Origin of the sequence: Kluyvera intermedia, assembly GCF_021440345.1 — a bacterium.
GTDB classification, from domain to species: Bacteria; Pseudomonadota; Gammaproteobacteria; order Enterobacterales; family Enterobacteriaceae; genus Kluyvera; species Kluyvera intermedia_A.
The window spans coordinates 1-17175 of the sequence record NZ_JAKCNS010000028.1 but is presented as its reverse complement, the minus strand read 5'-3'; the positions used below and the strand labels follow the sequence as shown (position 1 = coordinate 17175).

At 52.0% G+C, this 17175-nt stretch carries 18 protein-coding genes and 1 other annotated feature; of the genes, 11 read left to right on the top strand and 7 right to left on the bottom strand.

The features are described from left to right. Positions 1–4: 4 nt before the first annotated feature. From rimM to LZ634_RS09300, 5 genes are all read left to right on the top strand, one after another. Positions 5–553: a ribosome maturation factor RimM gene (gene rimM, locus LZ634_RS09320; protein WP_234504279.1), complete on the top strand. Its 549-nt coding sequence runs from the start codon at positions 5–7 to the stop codon at positions 551–553. Between the two features lie 30 nt (positions 554–583). After that, positions 584–1351 (top strand): tRNA (guanosine(37)-N1)-methyltransferase TrmD, encoded by a 768-nt coding sequence (gene trmD / locus LZ634_RS09315; protein ID WP_052284531.1) that lies wholly within the window; start codon positions 584–586, stop codon positions 1349–1351. A 41-nt stretch (positions 1352–1392) separates the two neighbouring features. Beyond that, complete coding sequence (rplS, locus tag LZ634_RS09310; protein WP_052284532.1) at positions 1393–1743, top strand: 50S ribosomal protein L19; 351 nt, start codon at positions 1393–1395, stop codon at positions 1741–1743. A 188-nt stretch (positions 1744–1931) separates the two neighbouring features. Further along, positions 1932–2267 (top strand): DUF2946 domain-containing protein, encoded by a 336-nt coding sequence (locus tag LZ634_RS09305; protein WP_234504312.1) that lies wholly within the window; start codon positions 1932–1934, stop codon positions 2265–2267. A gap of 56 nt (positions 2268–2323) precedes the next feature. Then, positions 2324–3697, top strand: coding sequence for a PepSY-associated TM helix domain-containing protein (locus LZ634_RS09300; RefSeq protein ID WP_234504277.1), 1374 nt, complete (start codon positions 2324–2326; stop codon positions 3695–3697). 2 nt (positions 3698–3699) lie between these two features. On the opposite strand, the gene LZ634_RS09295 is transcribed toward LZ634_RS09300, so the two are convergent. The 3 genes from LZ634_RS09295 to LZ634_RS09285 are packed head-to-tail and all read right to left on the bottom strand — an operon-like array spanning position 3700 to position 5897. Further along, the gene (locus LZ634_RS09295; RefSeq protein WP_234504275.1) at positions 3700–4185 is read right to left on the bottom strand and encodes an OmpA family protein; all 486 of its coding nucleotides are present in this window, start codon (positions 4183–4185) and stop codon (positions 3700–3702) included. Positions 4186–4198: 13 nt separating this feature from the next. Beyond that, complete coding sequence (gene dgcN / locus LZ634_RS09290) at positions 4199–5419, bottom strand: diguanylate cyclase DgcN (RefSeq protein WP_234504273.1); 1221 nt, start codon at positions 5417–5419, stop codon at positions 4199–4201. Then, on the bottom strand, positions 5412–5897 hold the full coding sequence (locus LZ634_RS09285; protein ID WP_234504308.1) for a YfiR family protein: 486 nt from the start codon (positions 5895–5897) through the stop codon (positions 5412–5414). The genes dgcN and LZ634_RS09285 overlap by 8 nt, the downstream gene beginning before the upstream one ends. Before the next feature lie 628 nt (positions 5898–6525). On the opposite strand from LZ634_RS09285, the gene aroF reads away from it, so the two are divergent. From aroF to LZ634_RS09270, 3 genes are all read left to right on the top strand, one after another. Then, positions 6526–7596 carry a 3-deoxy-7-phosphoheptulonate synthase AroF gene (gene aroF / locus LZ634_RS09280; RefSeq protein ID WP_052284537.1) on the top strand — a complete coding sequence of 357 codons (1071 nt, stop codon included), beginning with the start codon at positions 6526–6528 and terminating at the stop codon, positions 7594–7596. A gap of 9 nt (positions 7597–7605) precedes the next feature. Continuing rightward, the gene (gene tyrA / locus LZ634_RS09275; protein WP_234504271.1) at positions 7606–8727 is read left to right on the top strand and encodes a bifunctional chorismate mutase/prephenate dehydrogenase; all 1122 of its coding nucleotides are present in this window, start codon (positions 7606–7608) and stop codon (positions 8725–8727) included. Between the two features lie 63 nt (positions 8728–8790). Then, positions 8791–9663, top strand: coding sequence for an SMP-30/gluconolactonase/LRE family protein (locus LZ634_RS09270; RefSeq protein ID WP_234504269.1), 873 nt, complete (start codon positions 8791–8793; stop codon positions 9661–9663). On the opposite strand, the gene pheA is transcribed toward LZ634_RS09270, so the two are convergent. The 4 genes from pheA to bamD all read right to left on the bottom strand — a co-directional run bounded on the left by pheA (position 9660) and on the right by bamD (position 12440). After that, positions 9660–10820, bottom strand: a complete 1161-nt coding sequence (gene pheA / locus LZ634_RS09265) for a bifunctional chorismate mutase/prephenate dehydratase (protein ID WP_234504305.1) — start codon at positions 10818–10820, stop codon at positions 9660–9662. The two genes, LZ634_RS09270 and pheA, sit on opposite strands and share 4 nt — an antisense overlap. Before the next feature lie 23 nt (positions 10821–10843). Then, positions 10844–10968 (bottom strand) — a sequence feature (Phe leader region). Beyond that, positions 10920–10967, bottom strand: a complete 48-nt coding sequence (gene pheL, locus LZ634_RS09260) for a pheA operon leader peptide PheL (RefSeq protein ID WP_121497579.1) — start codon at positions 10965–10967, stop codon at positions 10920–10922. It overlaps the preceding feature by 48 nt. A 116-nt stretch (positions 10969–11084) precedes the next feature. Beyond that, the gene (raiA, locus tag LZ634_RS09255; RefSeq protein WP_052284541.1) at positions 11085–11423 is read right to left on the bottom strand and encodes a ribosome-associated translation inhibitor RaiA; all 339 of its coding nucleotides are present in this window, start codon (positions 11421–11423) and stop codon (positions 11085–11087) included. 273 nt (positions 11424–11696) lie between these two features. Then, complete coding sequence (bamD, locus tag LZ634_RS09250) at positions 11697–12440, bottom strand: outer membrane protein assembly factor BamD (RefSeq protein ID WP_234504268.1); 744 nt, start codon at positions 12438–12440, stop codon at positions 11697–11699. A 132-nt stretch (positions 12441–12572) separates the two neighbouring features. Between bamD and rluD the strand changes: the two genes are divergently transcribed. From rluD to clpB, 3 genes are all read left to right on the top strand, one after another. Further along, positions 12573–13553: a 23S rRNA pseudouridine(1911/1915/1917) synthase RluD gene (rluD, locus tag LZ634_RS09245; protein ID WP_234504267.1), complete on the top strand. Its 981-nt coding sequence runs from the start codon at positions 12573–12575 to the stop codon at positions 13551–13553. Beyond that, on the top strand, positions 13550–14281 hold the full coding sequence (yfiH, locus tag LZ634_RS09240; RefSeq protein WP_234504263.1) for a purine nucleoside phosphorylase YfiH: 732 nt from the start codon (positions 13550–13552) through the stop codon (positions 14279–14281). The genes rluD and yfiH overlap by 4 nt, the downstream gene beginning before the upstream one ends. Positions 14282–14410: 129 nt before the next feature. Continuing rightward, a complete protein-coding gene (gene clpB / locus LZ634_RS09235) occupies positions 14411–16984 on the top strand; it encodes an ATP-dependent chaperone ClpB (RefSeq protein ID WP_234504260.1) in 2574 nt (857 codons plus the stop codon). The last annotated feature ends 191 nt before the right edge of the window (positions 16985–17175 follow it).

Sequence of the window (17175 nt, the reverse complement as noted above, 5' to 3'; positions counted from 1 at the left end):
CATGATGAGCAAACAACTCGCCGCAAAAGCACCTGTTGATCCGATTGTATTGGGCAAAATGGGTTCTTCCTACGGTATCCGTGGTTGGCTCAGAGTGTTTTCCTCCACCGAGGACGCCCAAAGCATTTTTGACTATCAGCCCTGGTTAATCCAGAAGGCGGGTCAGTGGCAGACCGTTGAGCTGGAAAGCTGGCGCTACCACAATCAGGATATCGTCATTAAGCTGAAAGGCGTTGACGATCGTGATGCCGCGAATCTGCTGACGAATTGCGAAATTATCGTTGATTCATCACAGCTGCCGGCGCTGGACGATGGAAGCTACTATTGGAAAGACCTCATGGGCTGCCAGGTAGTAACCACTGAAGGCTACGGTCTCGGTAAAGTCATCGATATGATGGAAACCGGGTCGAATGACGTTCTCGTCATTAAGGCAAACCTGAAAGATGCATTTGGCATCAAGGAACGTCTCGTACCGTTCCTCGATGGGCAGGTTATCAAGAAAGTCGATCTCACTACTCGTACTATCGAAGTAGATTGGGATCCTGGTTTTTAAATCTCCGGATAAACGGTAAAAGACGGCGCTATGTGGATTGGCATAATTAGCCTGTTTCCTGAAATGTTCCGCGCAATTACCGATTACGGGGTAACTGGCCGGGCAGTAAAAAATGGCCTGCTGAACATCCAGAGCTGGAGTCCTCGTGATTTCGCTCATGACCGGCACCGTACCGTGGACGATCGTCCTTACGGCGGCGGACCGGGGATGTTAATGATGGTGCAACCTTTACGGGACGCCATCAATGCAGCAAAAGCCGCGGCAGGTGAAGGCGCGAAGGTGATTTATCTGTCACCTCAGGGACGCAAGCTTGATCAAGCAGGCGTCAGCGAACTGGCAACGAATCAAAAATTGATTCTGGTGTGTGGTCGCTACGAAGGTATTGATGAGCGCGTGATTCAGACCGAGATTGACGAAGAATGGTCTATCGGCGATTACGTTCTCAGCGGTGGTGAGTTACCGGCAATGACGCTGATCGACTCCGTTTCCCGGTTTATTCCGGGTGTACTGGGTCATGAAGCTTCAGCAATCGAAGATTCGTTTGCTGATGGGTTGCTGGACTGTCCACACTATACTCGACCTGAAGTGTTGGAAGGGATGGAAGTACCGCCAGTTCTGCTGTCGGGGAACCATGCCGAGATACGTCGCTGGCGTTTGAAGCAGTCGCTGGGCCGCTCCTGGCTTAGAAGACCTGAACTTCTGGAAAACCTGGCTCTGACTGAAGAGCAAGCAAGGTTGCTGGCGGAGTTCAAAACGGAACACGCACAACAGCAACATAAACATGATGGGCTGGTCTAAGACCCCCAAATATCAGTTTACCCAGGATAAGAGATTAAATTATGAGCAACATTATCAAGCAACTTGAACAAGAACAGATGAAGCAGGACGTACCTTCATTCCGTCCGGGTGATACCGTGGAAGTGAAAGTATGGGTTGTTGAAGGTTCCAAAAAACGTCTGCAGGCATTTGAGGGCGTGGTTATCGCTATTCGTAGCCGCGGTCTGCACTCTGCATTCACTGTTCGTAAAATTTCCAACGGCGAAGGCGTTGAGCGTGTCTTCCAGACTCACTCTCCGGTAGTTGACAGCATTGCTGTTAAACGTCGTGGTGCTGTACGTAAAGCTAAACTGTACTACCTGCGTGAGCGCACCGGTAAGTCTGCTCGTATCAAAGAGCGTCTTGGCGCGTAAGCGACATCCGTGTGAAAAAGGGCTGGCCGTAAGGCTGGCCCTTTTTTTATCGCCAAAAGCACCTCGCATTAACATCTTGCTGATAAATCATTTACAATACTCCCGGTTATTGGGAGGGTTGAGTGAGCAAAACGGCAATCAACATAGCAGCACTGAAACGGCGGGCCGCATGGCTTGCGCTGTGTGCTATGGCGCTGATTATCTTTGCTCCGCTAGTTTCCATTTCATTGCAACAATCGCCGATGAACGCGATGCCCGGTATGCATCATGAAATGAGTATGCCGATGTCTGCGCATCACTCAGCACCGGAGACGATGCCCATCGACCACGGTGAGGCCTGCGGCTACTGCGTACTGTTAACCCACGTTCCTGGCCTGATACTGGCGCTCTGCGTACTGTTGTGCGCGTTGTTATTGCGTATTTCTACGCCATCTTTCCCGCCGGTAGTAGCCCACTGGTTTGAATTTCCCTGGCTATTTCCCGATACCCGCGCACCACCGCAGCTGTCTGCTTTCTCCATTTAATAATGATAAATGACGCCTAAGCGTCATGACTCTTTTCGCCTATATAAAGGAAAAGTATGACAACCTGCACCTCGCGGGCGGCCTGGACGCACCTGTTGCGCCGCCTGCATTTTTTTATCGGCCTGTTTGTTGGGCCATTCATCTTTGTTGCTGCGCTGACCGGCACGCTGTATGTGGCGACGCCGCAGCTGGAAAATGGGATCTACGGGCAGGCGCTGCACGGCAGCGTTGAAGGGGAGCGTCATTCTCTGGCTGAACAGATTGCGGTAGCTGAACGAGTGCTCGTGACGCCGCTGCGACTGAGTGCGGTACGCCCGGCGCTAGAGCCGGGTGAAACCACACGGGTGATGTTCGCTGACCCGTCACTTGGCGAATCGGAAAACCGTGCCATCTTTATCGATCCCGTCACGCTGGCTGTCAAAGGTGATATGACGGTCTACGGCACCAGCGGGATATTGCCGCTACGCCAGTGGATTGATTACGCTCACCGTTCGCTGCTGCTGGGGGATGTCGGCCGGTTGTACAGCGAGCTGGCCGCTTCGTGGATGTGGATTGCGGCGCTCGGCGGTATTGTCCTGTGGGCCTTTACCCGACCAAAACGGCGCATCAAAAATCGTCTGCAAAATACCCGCCGGGTTCACGTTACGCTCGGCTGGTGTCTGCTGGCAGGAATGTTGCTGTTCTCGGCGACCGGGCTGACCTGGTCGCAATGGGCGGGGGGCAATGTGGATAAAATGCGTGCGGCGTTTAACTGGCTAACGCCACAGGTGAATACCCAGCTGAACGGCGGAGGCACAATGGTAATGGATCCTCACGCCGATCATCACGGTCATCATGAAGGAATGACCATGAGTGAAACGCCGATCGCACTCGATCGGATTGATGCGATCCTGAATCTTGCGCAGCATGCAGGTATTGCCGCCACGCATCTGGAGATCCGCCCGCCGAAAAGTGACGATCGAGCCTGGACGGTAACGGAGATCGACCGTCGCTGGCCGACGCAGGTCGACGCGGTGGCCATCGATCCTCATTCAATGGCCGTTATCGACCATACCCAGTTTGCTAGCTTCCCGCTGATGGCTAAACTGACGCGCTGGGGCGTTGATTTCCATATGGGCGTGTTGTTTGGCCTGCCGAATCAACTGCTGTTGATCGCGTTTGGTTTGGCGCTGTGTGTGGCGATTGCGATGGGGTATCGTCTATGGTGGATTAAACGTCCGGCGCAACCGCAAATTAGCCCGCTGCAGACGCTGACGCATAGCTGGCTAGGACTGTCGTTACCCGCACGGGTTGTGACCCTGCTGCTTGCGGTCATTTGCGGGCTGGCGTTGCCGGTGATGGGAGCGAGTCTGGTGCTGTTTATTCTGTGTGATTGGTTACGCTGGCGTACTGCAGCCAGCGCATCATTCGCCGAATCATCCGTTAAGTGACTTTACGGCGTGCTGATAACCACTGCAACCCGGCGGTTTTCAGCACGTCCCTGGCCGGTGCTGTTGCTGGCGACCGGGTATTTTTTGCCTAATCCGCGTGTGGTGAGGTTACTGCGCGGAATATGGGCTCCTTTTGCCCAGGCGTCGGCAACGGCATTTGCGCGTTTGAGCGAGAGGGCTTCGTTATAGCCATCTTCACCGTAGTTATCCGTGTGGCCATCCATCTGCGCGTGGTTCAACCCTGTTGCCGCCAGACGTGACGCCATGGCCTCGATCTGCGTTTCACTTTCCGGTTGCAGGGTGGCCTCATTTTTATCAAACAGGATCTTAGCCGACAGGCCCAGCGACCAGTCGCCGTTTAATTCATTAAAACCGTAAGATTGCATCGCGGCGATCTGTTCAGGCGAGAATTTGCCCTTTGGCGGCGTTTGACAACCCGAGAGGACCAGTGATGCCAGTAAAAGTGGTGCAAAGTATCGCTTTAACATTTCGTATTCCTTTCTAGCCTATTGTTTTAGTTCGCTGATTTTTTGCCTGATACATATTGTGGTCCGCTCTCTCCAGCAACGTTTCCAGCGAGTTGTTTTCCCACGCCAACGCGAAACCGATACTGAGTGACATTGGCGTGTTATATCCGTTATGGAGATCAAACGGACGGCTAAATTGCTGTTTCAGAGCTGCGCAAATATGTTGTACATCAAGTTCAGAATGGACGCCGGAAACCACCATTGCAAACTCGTCGCCGCCAAGACGATATGACTGGTGACGTATACCGCCGAAGGCTATCATCCTGCTGGCGACTTCGATGAGTACGCTATCGCCCGCAGCATGCCCCCAGGTATCATTGATCTGTTTAAAGTTGTCACCATCGAGAAAAAGCAGGGCGGAGTGGGTTTTTGCCTCTGAGTTATTCATTAACGCCGCAATGTTATTGTTGAAGGCTGCACGGTTCGCGAGGCCGGTGAGAGAGTCATGCATAGCGGTACGCATCAACTGGGCATTCTTCTCCTGCAGCCTCAACTGCCACTCTTCCATTTCATCCAGCAGGCTGTTGAAATCTTCACCAAAGCGATGAAATTCTTCGATACGTCCTTCTTTTACCCGCCGAGAAAAGTTGCGATTCTTACGGGCGTCATGAACCACATCGGTGATGTTTTGTATCTCTTCGACCATGCCATGATGCAGGGATCGCGTAATGGTGAGCGCAATGGCCGAAGCAAAAAGAATGCAGCCGGTGAGTACGGCGAATGACATCCAGATGAAGTGGCCGATCAGGGTATCGCGCGCAGCCAGACGAATTTCACCGACAGGCTGGCCGTTATGCATTATTGGCTGGGAGATAGGGACCGGAAACAACCAATGACTGACCAGCGCACCCAACGTATCGCTACTGTCCTCTGGATTCCACACCCAGGATGCAAACTGCTTTTCATGTACGTCGAACACATTCGCCATGGCAAATTGCCCCTGTTTACCCAGGGTAGCAAGCGTTTCATTAGCGGCTTGAGGATCGTTGAAAACCAGTGCTGCTTCAAGAGTATGACTCATGGATGCACCGGTTAATTCGAGATTTTTCTGCGCATATTGCTTTAATGTCACCACCGAAGCAAAACACAGCAAAAGCCATATAAGCGTCATCGTCACGATGACGCTTATGATATTGATGCGTCTTAACGTTTTTTTAAACGTTGGGCGCGGCGTGTAAGCGGTGTCCTTATTCATGCTGCTTATTCCTTGCGAGCATTAATACATCCGGATTGACTCTTACACCACTGCGAGACAGCGCATCCAGATTGACGGAGAATCTGATCCTCGGTTCATCGGTTATTAAGCAAAATGCGCTGCCAATAATGCATTCCGGGTTGTGTTCCGAGATTAATAGCAACGCCCGATGATATTGGTTGATTAATTCAACTTGCCTGGCAGGGGATTCAGTGCCGAAATAAATACCATCGCAACTGGCGGCCAGGGCATCCTGAGGAGTATGGACAACCACGGGAATGTAAGGCAGCGAACTTTGCTCATCGACAGTGCTGAGTGCCTGCAGATACCGGGAGGTGGCAAAAATACAAAGCTTAGGCGACCCGGAAAGCGAAGGCCAGCGAGTGTAGCTCACAATGCCGGACACAATTGAACGTACCGATTTATCAGTTTCAGCGAGGCGAGCGGCAGTCGCCGGGGACAGCATCAGAGATAGCATCAAAACCAGAGTCAGTCGGAGTAAAGAGATCAAGATTGAATTTCTCACGAGAATCCGCCATACCGCTCTGGAAATAGTTACCCTGGAGAGATTTTGGCAAAATATCATTGTTTATCAAAGCCGTCACTATGTCAGAAATTCGTTTTATATGATTTAAGTTAAATCTTGAATTGGTATTAGTTTTAACGGATGAAGGATAAAAAAATTAAACCTGCTCAGCCGGTTTTTTCTGCCCTTCGCGTAATCATAGACATATTCAGTATGATTAACAGGGAGATTGTTAAATTTATCGGCCGGTATCAGATTATCTTTAACTGAAATCTAATTGACGGTATTTTTTGCCATTTCTGCCTACCTGACGACAAGATACAAGGATGGCTCTGTGGGGAAGAAATGGCGGCAGTGAAGAGAAAACCTGAGATTGGTTATTCCTCGCTCAGAACGAAGGGGGGAAATCACCAGTGTAAATTTTTCATTACGATATGTTCGCCATTTTTTTGCATTAAATTGGTTTGTGTAAATAAATCTGTACGTATTTTGGATTGAAATCTTTACTGGTTGTGATATTGTGGTTTCACCTCATTGAGGAAACAACTATCGCAAACGAGCCATAACAGGTAATGCCATCATGCAAAAAGACGCGCTGAACAACGTAAATATCGCCGATGAACAGGTTTTGATCACCCCGGATCAACTGAAAGCTGAATTCCCGCTCACCGTAGAGCAGGAAGCGCAGATCGCCCAATCACGTAAAACGATTTCTGACATTATCGCCGGTCGCGATCCGCGCCTGCTGGTAGTGTGTGGGCCTTGCTCTATTCACGATCCTGAAGCTGCCATCGAATACGCGCGTCGATTTAAAACCCTTGCGGAAGAGGTCAGCGATAGCCTCTACCTGGTTATGCGTGTCTATTTTGAAAAGCCTCGTACCACCGTGGGTTGGAAAGGGCTTATCAACGATCCGCATATGGATGGCTCGTTTGATGTGGAAGGTGGTTTGAAAATTGCGCGTCGCCTGCTGGTTGAACTGGTAAGCATGGGGCTGCCGCTGGCAACTGAAGCGCTGGATCCGAATAGCCCGCAGTACCTGGGCGATCTGTTTAGCTGGTCGGCGATTGGTGCCCGTACCACTGAATCTCAGACTCACCGCGAAATGGCTTCCGGTCTGTCGATGCCGGTAGGCTTCAAAAACGGTACCGACGGTTCTCTGGCGACGGCGATTAACGCCATGCGCGCTGCTGCCATGCCGCACCGTTTTGTCGGTATCAACCAGGCCGGTCAGGTCTGCCTGCTGCGTACGCAGGGCAACCCGGATGGTCACGTGATCCTGCGTGGTGGTAAAAAGCCGAACTACGGTCCGGAAGATGTGGCGCAGTGTGAAAAAGAGATGGAACAAGCAGGACTGCGCGCATCGCTGATGGTAGATTGCAGCCATGGTAATTCCAATAAAGACTACCGCCGTCAGCCTGCGGTGGCGGAATCCGTTGTCGCACAGATCAAAGACGGTAATCGTTCTATTATCGGTCTGATGATTGAGAGCAACATTCACGAAGGCAACCAGTCTTCCGAGCAGCCGCGCTGTGATATGAAATACGGCGTATCAGTAACCGATGCCTGCATCAGTTGGGAAGCTACGGATGCGCTGCTGCGTGAACTCGACAAGGATTTACGCGGCCATCTGGCGGCTCGTCTGGCGTAAGAGGATAGTATGGTTGCTGAACTGACCGCGCTGCGCGATCAAATTGATGTCGTGGATAAAGCGTTGCTGGACTTGCTGGCAAAGCGTCTTGAACTGGTCGCGGAAGTCGGTGAAGTCAAAAGTAAGTATGGCTTGCCGATTTACGTCCCGGAGCGCGAAGCTTCGATGCTGGCTTCGCGCCGCAAAGAAGCGGCGGCAATGGGCGTTCCGCCTGACCTGATTGAAGATGTTCTGCGCCGCGTGATGCGTGAGTCCTACTCCAGTGAAAACGACAAGGGATTTAAAACCCTATGTCCGTCGCTGCGCCCGGTGGTGATTGTCGGCGGCGGCGGCCAGATGGGGCGGCTATTTGAAAAAATGCTCGGTCTGTCGGGTTACCAGGTTCGTACGCTGGAAAAAGAAGACTGGGCGAGTGCGCCGGAGCTGGTGGCGGATGCCGGTATGGTTATCGTTAGCGTGCCGATCCACGTCACCGAACAGGTGATTGAGAAACTGCCTCCGCTGCCGGCAGATTGTATTCTGGTTGATCTCTGTTCGGTAAAAGCCGGGCCGTTGCAGGCGATGTTGTCGGCGCACAGCGGCCCCGTTGTTGGGCTGCATCCGATGTTTGGGCCGGATAGCGGAAGCCTGGCAAAACAGGTTGTCGTTTACTGTGATGGCCGCCAGCCGGAAGCGTATCAGTGGTTCCTTGAACAGATTCAGGTTTGGGGCGCGCGTTTACATCGGATTAGCGCGGTTGAGCACGATCAGAATATGGCGTTTATCCAGGCGCTGCGCCACTTCGCAACCTTTGCCTACGGCCTGCATTTGGCGGAAGAGAACGTGCAGCTGGAGCAGCTGTTGGCGCTCTCATCGCCGATTTATCGCCTTGAGCTGGCGATGGTTGGGCGACTGTTTGCCCAGGATCCGCAGCTGTATGCCGATATCATCATGTCATCTGGCAACAACCTGGCGCTGATTAAACGCTACTACCAGCGATTCGGTGAGGCCATTGGTTTGCTGGAACAAGGCAATAAACAGGCGTTTATTGATAGCTTCCGCAAAGTCGAACATTGGTTCGGTGATTACGCGCAACGTTTCCAGAGTGAGAGTCGCGTCCTGTTACGTCAGGCGAATGACAACCGGCAGTAATCGAAACTGTATATACTTGAAAGCCAGGGGAAATCCTCTGGCTTTTTTTATGGGATAAAGACGATGGCTGACGCAAACCTGCTGTTTGATTACACCGGACATCTGCCGGAATGCCCGACCTGGAGCGATGCTGAGCAGGCGCTGTACTGGGCCGATATTATGGAATGTGAAATTCACCGCTACGTGCTGGCGACCGGCGAGCACCAGATCCTCCAGTTTCCGGAAGAGGTCGGCTGTTTTTCCCTGCGGGAGAAGGGCGGCTTTATCGTTGCGTTGCGTAGCGCTATCTGGCTTGCGGATAGCCGCGGTCTGCTGGTGCATAAAATCTGTGATAACCCGAGCAATCCCCAGTTGGCGCGTTTTAATGACGGTGGCACGGACCGGGACGGGCGTTTTTACGCCGGCACATTCTGGGGGCCGGGCGATTACAACGGTGCGCTGCTGGTCCGCGTGGATAATCAGCTTAAGCCGAAGGTTATTCAGTGCGATATTCATGGTGCCAACGGCCTGGCATTCAGTGAAGACAAGCGCTGGATGTACACTTCCGACACGCCGAATGCGGTGATTTATCGTACGCCACTGGATGAGCAGGGTGAGCCAGGCCGGCGAAAAGTGTTCCGTAAGTTTGCAGCCGGTGAAGGTATTCCTGATGGGGCTGCAATAGACGAGGAAGGCTGCTACTGGAGTGCGATGTTTGACGGCTGGCGAGTGGCACGGTTTTCACCAGAAGGCGTACAGCTTGAAGAATATCGTCTGCCAGTACGTTGTCCGACGATGGTCTGCTTTGGCGGAGCGGATATGCGCACGTTGTTTATTACCACCACGCGCGAAAATATGTCGGCGGCGGAAGTGGCGCAGTACCCACTTTCTGGCGCCATCTTCACGCTACCGGTGGCGGTGGCAGGAATGAAGAAGACGCCGTTTATCGAAGCTTAAATCGGGTCAACTGGTACAACGTTTTCGCTGGGGTAGCTCCCCAGCACTTTCATCGAACGGGTAATCCCAGACAGCTCTTTCAGCGCTTTTTGCATTGGCAGCGCTTCCAGGTTGGCCTGAATATCGAGATAAAACATCTCTTCCCACGGATTACCGTGGATAGGACGAGACTCGAGTTTGGTCATAATCAGCTTATGGTTACGCAGCACCAACAGTGCTTCTACCAACGCACCGGCTTGTTGCCCGGTGGCAATCAGCAGCGTGGTTTTTGCCGGTACCTGATCGGAGACGTTGACGGCTTTACGGGCCAGCACCAGGAAGCGGGTGATGTTTTGCGTCTGATTAGCCTGGCAATGTTCCAGCACTTGTAATCCGTACAGCTTACCGCCAGCTTCGCTGCCCAGTGCGGCCACTGTAGGGGAGTTGGTCTGCGCAACTTTTTCCATTGCCGCCGAAGTGCTCTCGGTATATTCAATTTTCCACTGTGGATAGTGGTTCAGGAACTGGCTGCACTGCTGGAACGGCTGTGGATGACTGTAGACCGTTTCGATGGTATCCAGCGTTGCCCCGGCATTAACCAGCACACAGTGGTCGATAGGCACCGTCATCTCGCCAACAATTGACAGGCTGGTGTGCTGCAACAGGTCGTAGACGTCATTGATGCCGCCGGAGCTGGTGTTCTCGATAGGCACTACCGCGTAGTCGGCCTGTCCGGTTTCAACCTGATTAAAGATATCGGCAAACTTCAAACAGCCGCTTTCAATGAACTGCTCGAAGTGACGTGCAGCATACTGACGTGCCGCCAGGTGTGAGTACGAACCTTTTGGGCCAAGAAAAGCGATACGTGCCGAGTGCGGATTGATCTGGTTTAAATGCTGCTGCAATAAGGTCTGTTGGGTGAGAACGGAATCCTCAATAATCAGCTGGAACAGGCGAGTAATATAGTGTGCATCGAGCTGGTGTGTTTTGCCGATGGTAATCAGACGCTCTAGCAGATCACGTTCGCGATCGATATCGCGTACCGGGCGATGAGACGCCAGTTTGGCCTTACCAACCTCAATGGCGAGTCCGCGACGTTCCGCCAGCAGGCTCACTAATTTCTCATCCAGCGCACTTATCTTATCGCGTATCGCCAGTAACGGGTTTTCCGAAGTCATCATGTTTGCCTTTCTTGTTATCAATAAAAAAGGCCCCCCGGGTGGGAGGCCTTATTGTTCGTCTTCGCATTCTTTATCACACGACGAAACGCCTCCCATTCAGGGGAAGGTAAAAAAGAATGCGAAGAAAAACGGTAGCAATTTCACAGTTGATTAAATCCTTAACGTAGTGAGGTTTTACAGTACCTGCTCTGTTTTCGTTCTGTCAATAAAAAACGCGCCCGGAGGCGCGTTGGCGTGACACATTAAAGTTCAAAGTTCGGTTTACTCTTCTTCAACTTCCACGAAGCTTGCGTCTTTCACTGATGTTGCTGCGCGACGGGCTTCCCCTTTGTGTTGCACCTTATTCAGCTGCCGTTCCAGCTTGTTGATCAATTCGTTAATGGCAGTATACATATCTTCATGTTTTGCACTGGCGACGAGATGCCCATTTGGGGTGTTCATCGTGGCATCGGCTACAAAACCCTGCGGTTCTTTCGACAGAATGATATGAGGATTAATTAACTGAGTTTGCCATTTTTCCAATTTGGCGAGACGGTCTGCGACATGCTGGCGAATAGCCGGAGTAATTTCCATTTGTTTACTGGTAATGTTCATTGTCATAAATTTTACCTCTTGTCTTTCCGTCTTGGTGATTCCAGCATACCTCGGATTTGCTTAAAATGTGTGATAAAGATCACATTATTTTGTCACTTTTTGTCAGTGCATTCATTTTGTGAGTCAGGACAGGAAGAAGTGATTTTTTACTTGTCGGATCGGGAAATACAAGCCATATTTGATAGGATGACTTGCCGCTAAACCGCTTCAGCAAGTGATTAAAATGGATAAAAAAACGGCAGCCATCGGGCTGCCGTTTTGCTTTTGATGATAGCTTGATTAGGACTGAGTATTTTTGCTGTTGGCGGCAATGATTTTCGCCACTTTGTCAGCCTGTGCGGTCATCTGCATTTCGCGGTATGCGTTTTCCATCTTCGGCAGCGCGTCGCGCGTCGCCTGAGTATCAGGGTAGTTACGCATCATGTTTTCGGTACGGTTAACTACCGCAACCCATGCACCGCGCGCGGTGTAGTAATCGACAACGGAAAGCTCATACTTCGCCAGACGATCTTTCAGGAACACCAGACGTTTGTTGGCATCGGTCACATACTGACTGTTCGGATAGCCGCGCACCAGCTTCGAGAAGTCGTTGAATGCGTCACGTGCGTGCTGCGGGTCACGGTCGGAGCGATCAACCCCAAAGAAACCCTGCAATGCACTATCGTCCAGCGCCATGTTAGTCAGACCGCGCATGTACATCACATAGTCGATGTTTGGATGCGTTGGGTTTAGACGGATGAAACGGTCAATGGCGGCCTGAGCCAGCGGCAGATCGGCATTTTTGTAGTATGCGTAGATCAGATCCAGCTGAACCTGCTGAGAATATGGCCCAAATGGATAGCGGTTATCCAACGCTTCCAGTTGCGTTATTGCCTGTTTCCAGTTACCGTCCTGGAGCTTTTGCTGAGCAGTTGCGTAGATTTCATTAGGCGGATTATCAGGAACCTCTTCCTTTGAACCAGAGCACCCCGCCAAAGCCAGGCTCAACGTGGCCGCTGCCACCAGATATTTCATGCGCGTCATGACGTTTTGACTTTCCTCAAAATGTTTATACGGGATATTCACAGTTCCTGTTCCCGACTAAGACCAGCTACAATAGCACACTATATTAAACGGCAAAGCCGTAAAAACCCAACGTTAACGAAGAAGCTGTATATGGCACAACGAGTACAACTCACCGCAACGGTGTCCGAGTCACAACTCGGTCAACGCTTAGATCAGGCTTTGGCCGAAATGTTCCCTGATTATTCGCGATCGCGCATAAAAGAGTGGATCCTTGACCAACGCGTTCAGGTAAACGGCAAAGTTTCTGACAAGCCGAAAGAGAAAGTCATGGGTGGCGAGAACGTCGCTATCGATGCCGAAATTGATGAAGATATCCGCTTTGAAGCGCAGGATATCCCGCTCGATATCGTTTATGAAGATGAAGACATTATTGTCATCAACAAGCCGCGTGGTTTTGTCGTGCACCCTGGCGCCGGTAATCCGGACGGCACGGTGCTGAATGCGCTGCTGCATTATTATCCGCCGATTGCCGACGTGCCGCGCGCTGGTATTGTGCATCGTCTGGATAAAGACACCACCGGCCTGATGGTGGTGGCCAAAACCGTTCCCGCTCAGACCCGTCTGGTGGAGTCGCTGCAGCTGCGCGAAATTACCCGTGAGTATGAAGCGGTGGCTATTGGTCATATGACAGCCGGGGGTTCCGTTGAGGAGCCGATCAGCCGTCATCCAACCAAGCGCACGCACATGGCGGTGCACCCTATGGGTAAACCGGCGGTCACGCACTATCGCATCATGGAACACTTCCGTGTGCACACGCGTCTGCGGTTACGTCTGGAAACCGGACGTACGCACCAGATCCGCGTGCACATGGCGCACATTACCCATCCGCTGGTGGGCGATCAGGTCTATGGTGGCCGTCCACGTCCGCCAAAAGGCGCCTCGGATGAGTTCATCTCGACGCTGCGTCAGTTTGATCGTCAGGCGCTTCACGCAACAATGCTGCGTCTCTATCATCCAATTTCGGGGATTGAGATGGAATGGCATGCGCCGATTCCGCAAGATATGGTCGATCTTATCGCGGTTATGCGCGATGACTTTGAAGAGCATAAGGACGACGTCGACTGGCTATGACTAAAATCATTGTCCCTGAATGGCCGTTACCGAATGGGGTAGGGGCCTGTAGTTCAACGCGTGTCGGTGGTGTTAGTCAGGGGGCGTGGGATTCACTGAATCTCGGCGCTCACTGTGGTGATAACATCGAATTCGTTGAAGAGAACCGTAAGCGTATGTTTGCGGCAGGAAAACTGCCGTCAAAACCGGTGTGGCTGGAGCAAGTTCACGGTAAGGATGTCCTGCATCTTACCGGCGAGCCTTATACTTCTAAGCGTGCCGATGCGTCCTACAGTAATATCCCAGGGACAGTGTGCGCGGTAATGACGGCAGACTGCCTGCCCGTGTTGTTCTGCAACCGGGCTGGCACAGAAGTTGCGGCGGCACATGCTGGCTGGCGTGGTCTGTGCGATGGTGTGCTGGAGGAGACCGTCGCCTGCTTTAACGACAGTGCGGATAATATTCTGGCCTGGTTTGGCCCGGCGATTGGCCCTCAGGCGTTTGAAGTCGGTCCGGAAGTACGCGAAGCGTTTATGGCGAAAGATGCCAAAGCGGTGAGTGCATTTCGCCCGGCTGGCGATAAATACTATGCTGATATCTACCTGCTGGCCCGTCAGCGGCTGGCAAATATCGGCGTAACCGCTGTCTTCGGCGGCGACCGCTGTACCTTCAGCGAAAAGGATGATTTTTTCTCTTATCGTCGCGACCGTACTACAGGTCGTATGGCAAGTTTCGTCTGGCTGATATAACCTATAGAATCAAGACGATCCAGAACGCTGATAATATTTTCTCATTGAATAGGTCATTTAACCTTGAATAATTGAGGGATGACCTCATTTAATCTCCTGTAGCAAAATTGACCTATTATGGGAGGAGTCATGCGTCTGGATCGTCTTACCAATAAATTCCAGCTTGCTCTTGCCGATGCCCAGTCACTCGCACTGGGGCAAGACAACCAATTTATCGAACCTCTTCATTTAATGAGCGCCTTGCTGAATCAGGAAGGGGGATCGGTACGTCCTTTATTAACGTCGGCAGGTATTAATGCTGGCCAGCTTCGCACCGCAATCGAGCAGGCACTAAGCCGTTTGCCACAGGTGGAAGGCACCGGTGGCGACGTGCAGCCGTCACAGGATCTGATTCGCGTCCTTAATCTCTGCGATAAGCTGGCGCAAAAAAACGGCGATAACTTTATTTCGTCAGAACTGTTTGTTCTGGCGGCGCTTGAGTCCCGTGGCACTCTGGCTGAATTACTGAAATCAGCTGGCGCGACAACTGCCAACATCACTCAGGCAATTGAAAAAATGCGTGGAGGTGAAAGCGTGAATGACCAGGGTGCCGAAGACCAACGTCAGGCATTAAAGAAATATACCGTCGATCTGACCGAGCGTGCCGAACAGGGCAAACTCGATCCGGTTATCGGTCGTGATGAAGAGATTCGCCGTACCATTCAGGTACTGCAGCGTCGTACCAAAAATAACCCGGTATTAATCGGTGAGCCGGGTGTCGGTAAAACGGCCATTGTTGAAGGACTGGCACAGCGCATTATCAACGGTGAAGTACCGGAGGGCTTAAAAGGCCGCCGCGTACTGGCGCTGGATATGGGGGCGCTGGTGGCCGGGGCGAAATACCGCGGTGAGTTTGAAGAGCGCTTAAAAGCGGTTCTGAACGATCTGTCTAAACAGGAAGGCAACGTTATCCTGTTTATCGACGAGTTGCACACCATGGTGGGTGCAGGTAAAGCAGACGGCGCAATGGATGCCGGGAACATGCTGAAACCGGCGCTGGCGCGTGGTGAACTGCACTGCGTTGGGGCCACGACGCTGGATGAATATCGCCAATACATCGAAAAAGATGCGGCACTGGAACGTCGCTTCCAGAAAGTGTTTGTTGCGCAGCCGTCGGTCGAAGATACCATCGCCATTCTGCGCGGGCTGAAGGAACGCTATGAGCTGCACCATCACGTGCAGATTACCGACCCGGCGATTGTTGCGGCAGCTACGCTGTCTCATCGTTATATCGCCGACCGTCAGTTGCCGGATAAAGCTATCGACCTGATTGATGAAGCGGCTTCCAGCATCCGTATGCAGATTGATTCCAAGCCGGAAGAACTGGACAGACTCGAACGCCGTATTATCCAGTTGAAGCTGGAACAGCAGGCGTTAATGAAAGAGTCTGACGAGGCGAGTAAAAAACGTCTCGATATGCTCAACGAAGAGCTGCAAGATAAAGAACGGCAGTATTCGGAATTAGAAGAAGAGTGGAAAGCGGAGAAAGCTTCTCTTTCCGGGACGCAAACCATTAAAGCCGAACTTGAGCAGGCGAAAATTGCCATCGAACAGGCTCGACGATCGGGCGACCTGGCGCGAATGTCCGAACTGCAGTATGGCAAAATTCCTGAGCTGGAAAAACAGCTCGAAGCGGCCACGCAGTCAGAAGGCAAAACGATGCGCCTGTTACGTAATAAAGTGACGGATGCCGAAATTGCAGAAGTGCTGGCACGCTGGACCGGTATTCCGGTCGCCAGAATGCTCGAGGGCGAACGCGATAAGCTGCTGCGTATGGAGCAGGATTTGCATAGCCGGGTGATTGGCCAGAATGAAGCGGTAGAAGCGGTATCGAATGCGATTCGCCGTAGCCGCGCCGGGCTGTCCGATCCAAATCGTCCAATTGGCTCGTTCCTGTTCCTAGGGCCGACCGGTGTCGGTAAAACCGAGCTGTGCAAAGCACTGGCTAACTTTATGTTCGACAGTGACGACGCCATGGTGCGTATCGATATGTCCGAGTTTATGGAAAAACACTCCGTGTCTCGTCTCGTCGGTGCGCCTCCAGGATATGTCGGCTATGAAGAAGGTGGTTATCTGACGGAAGCCGTTCGTCGCCGTCCTTACTCCGTCATCCTGCTGGATGAAGTGGAGAAAGCGCATCCGGATGTGTTCAACATTCTGCTGCAGGTGCTCGACGATGGTCGTCTGACCGATGGGCAGGGGAGAACGGTCGACTTCCGTAATACGGTCGTCATTATGACGTCGAACCTTGGCTCTGATCTGATTCAGGAACGTTTCGGCGAGCTGGATTACGGCCATATGAAAGATCTGGTGTTGGGTGTGGTCAGCCACAGCTTCCGCCCGGAATTCATTAACCGTATAGATGAAGTTGTTGTGTTCCATCCGCTGGGTGAGACGCATATTGCTTCTATTGCCCAGATTCAGCTGCAGCGTCTGTACAAACGTCTGGAAGAGCGTGGCTATGAAACGCAGATCTCCGACGAAGCCCTGCATCTGCTGAGCAAAAATGGTTACGACCCGGTATACGGTGCGCGTCCGCTGAAACGTGCTATTCAGCAGCAGATAGAGAACCCGCTGGCACAGCAAATTTTGTCCGGCGAGCTGATTCCTGGCAAAATGGTTCGTCTGGAAGTCAAAGACGACCATATTGTGGCGGTGCAGTAAGTCACAAAAATAAGAAAACGAGCCCTTCGGGGCTCGTTTTTGTATGGAAACCAGGCAAAAATAAGCGTTATGTATGAAAAGTGAGCGAACGAAAACATTTTTCATATTTATGCTTGCGGGATCTCAATTTCTCCCTATAATGCGGCCCCACTGAGACGGAACAACGGCAAGCAAGCCGCCGGGTCAGCGGG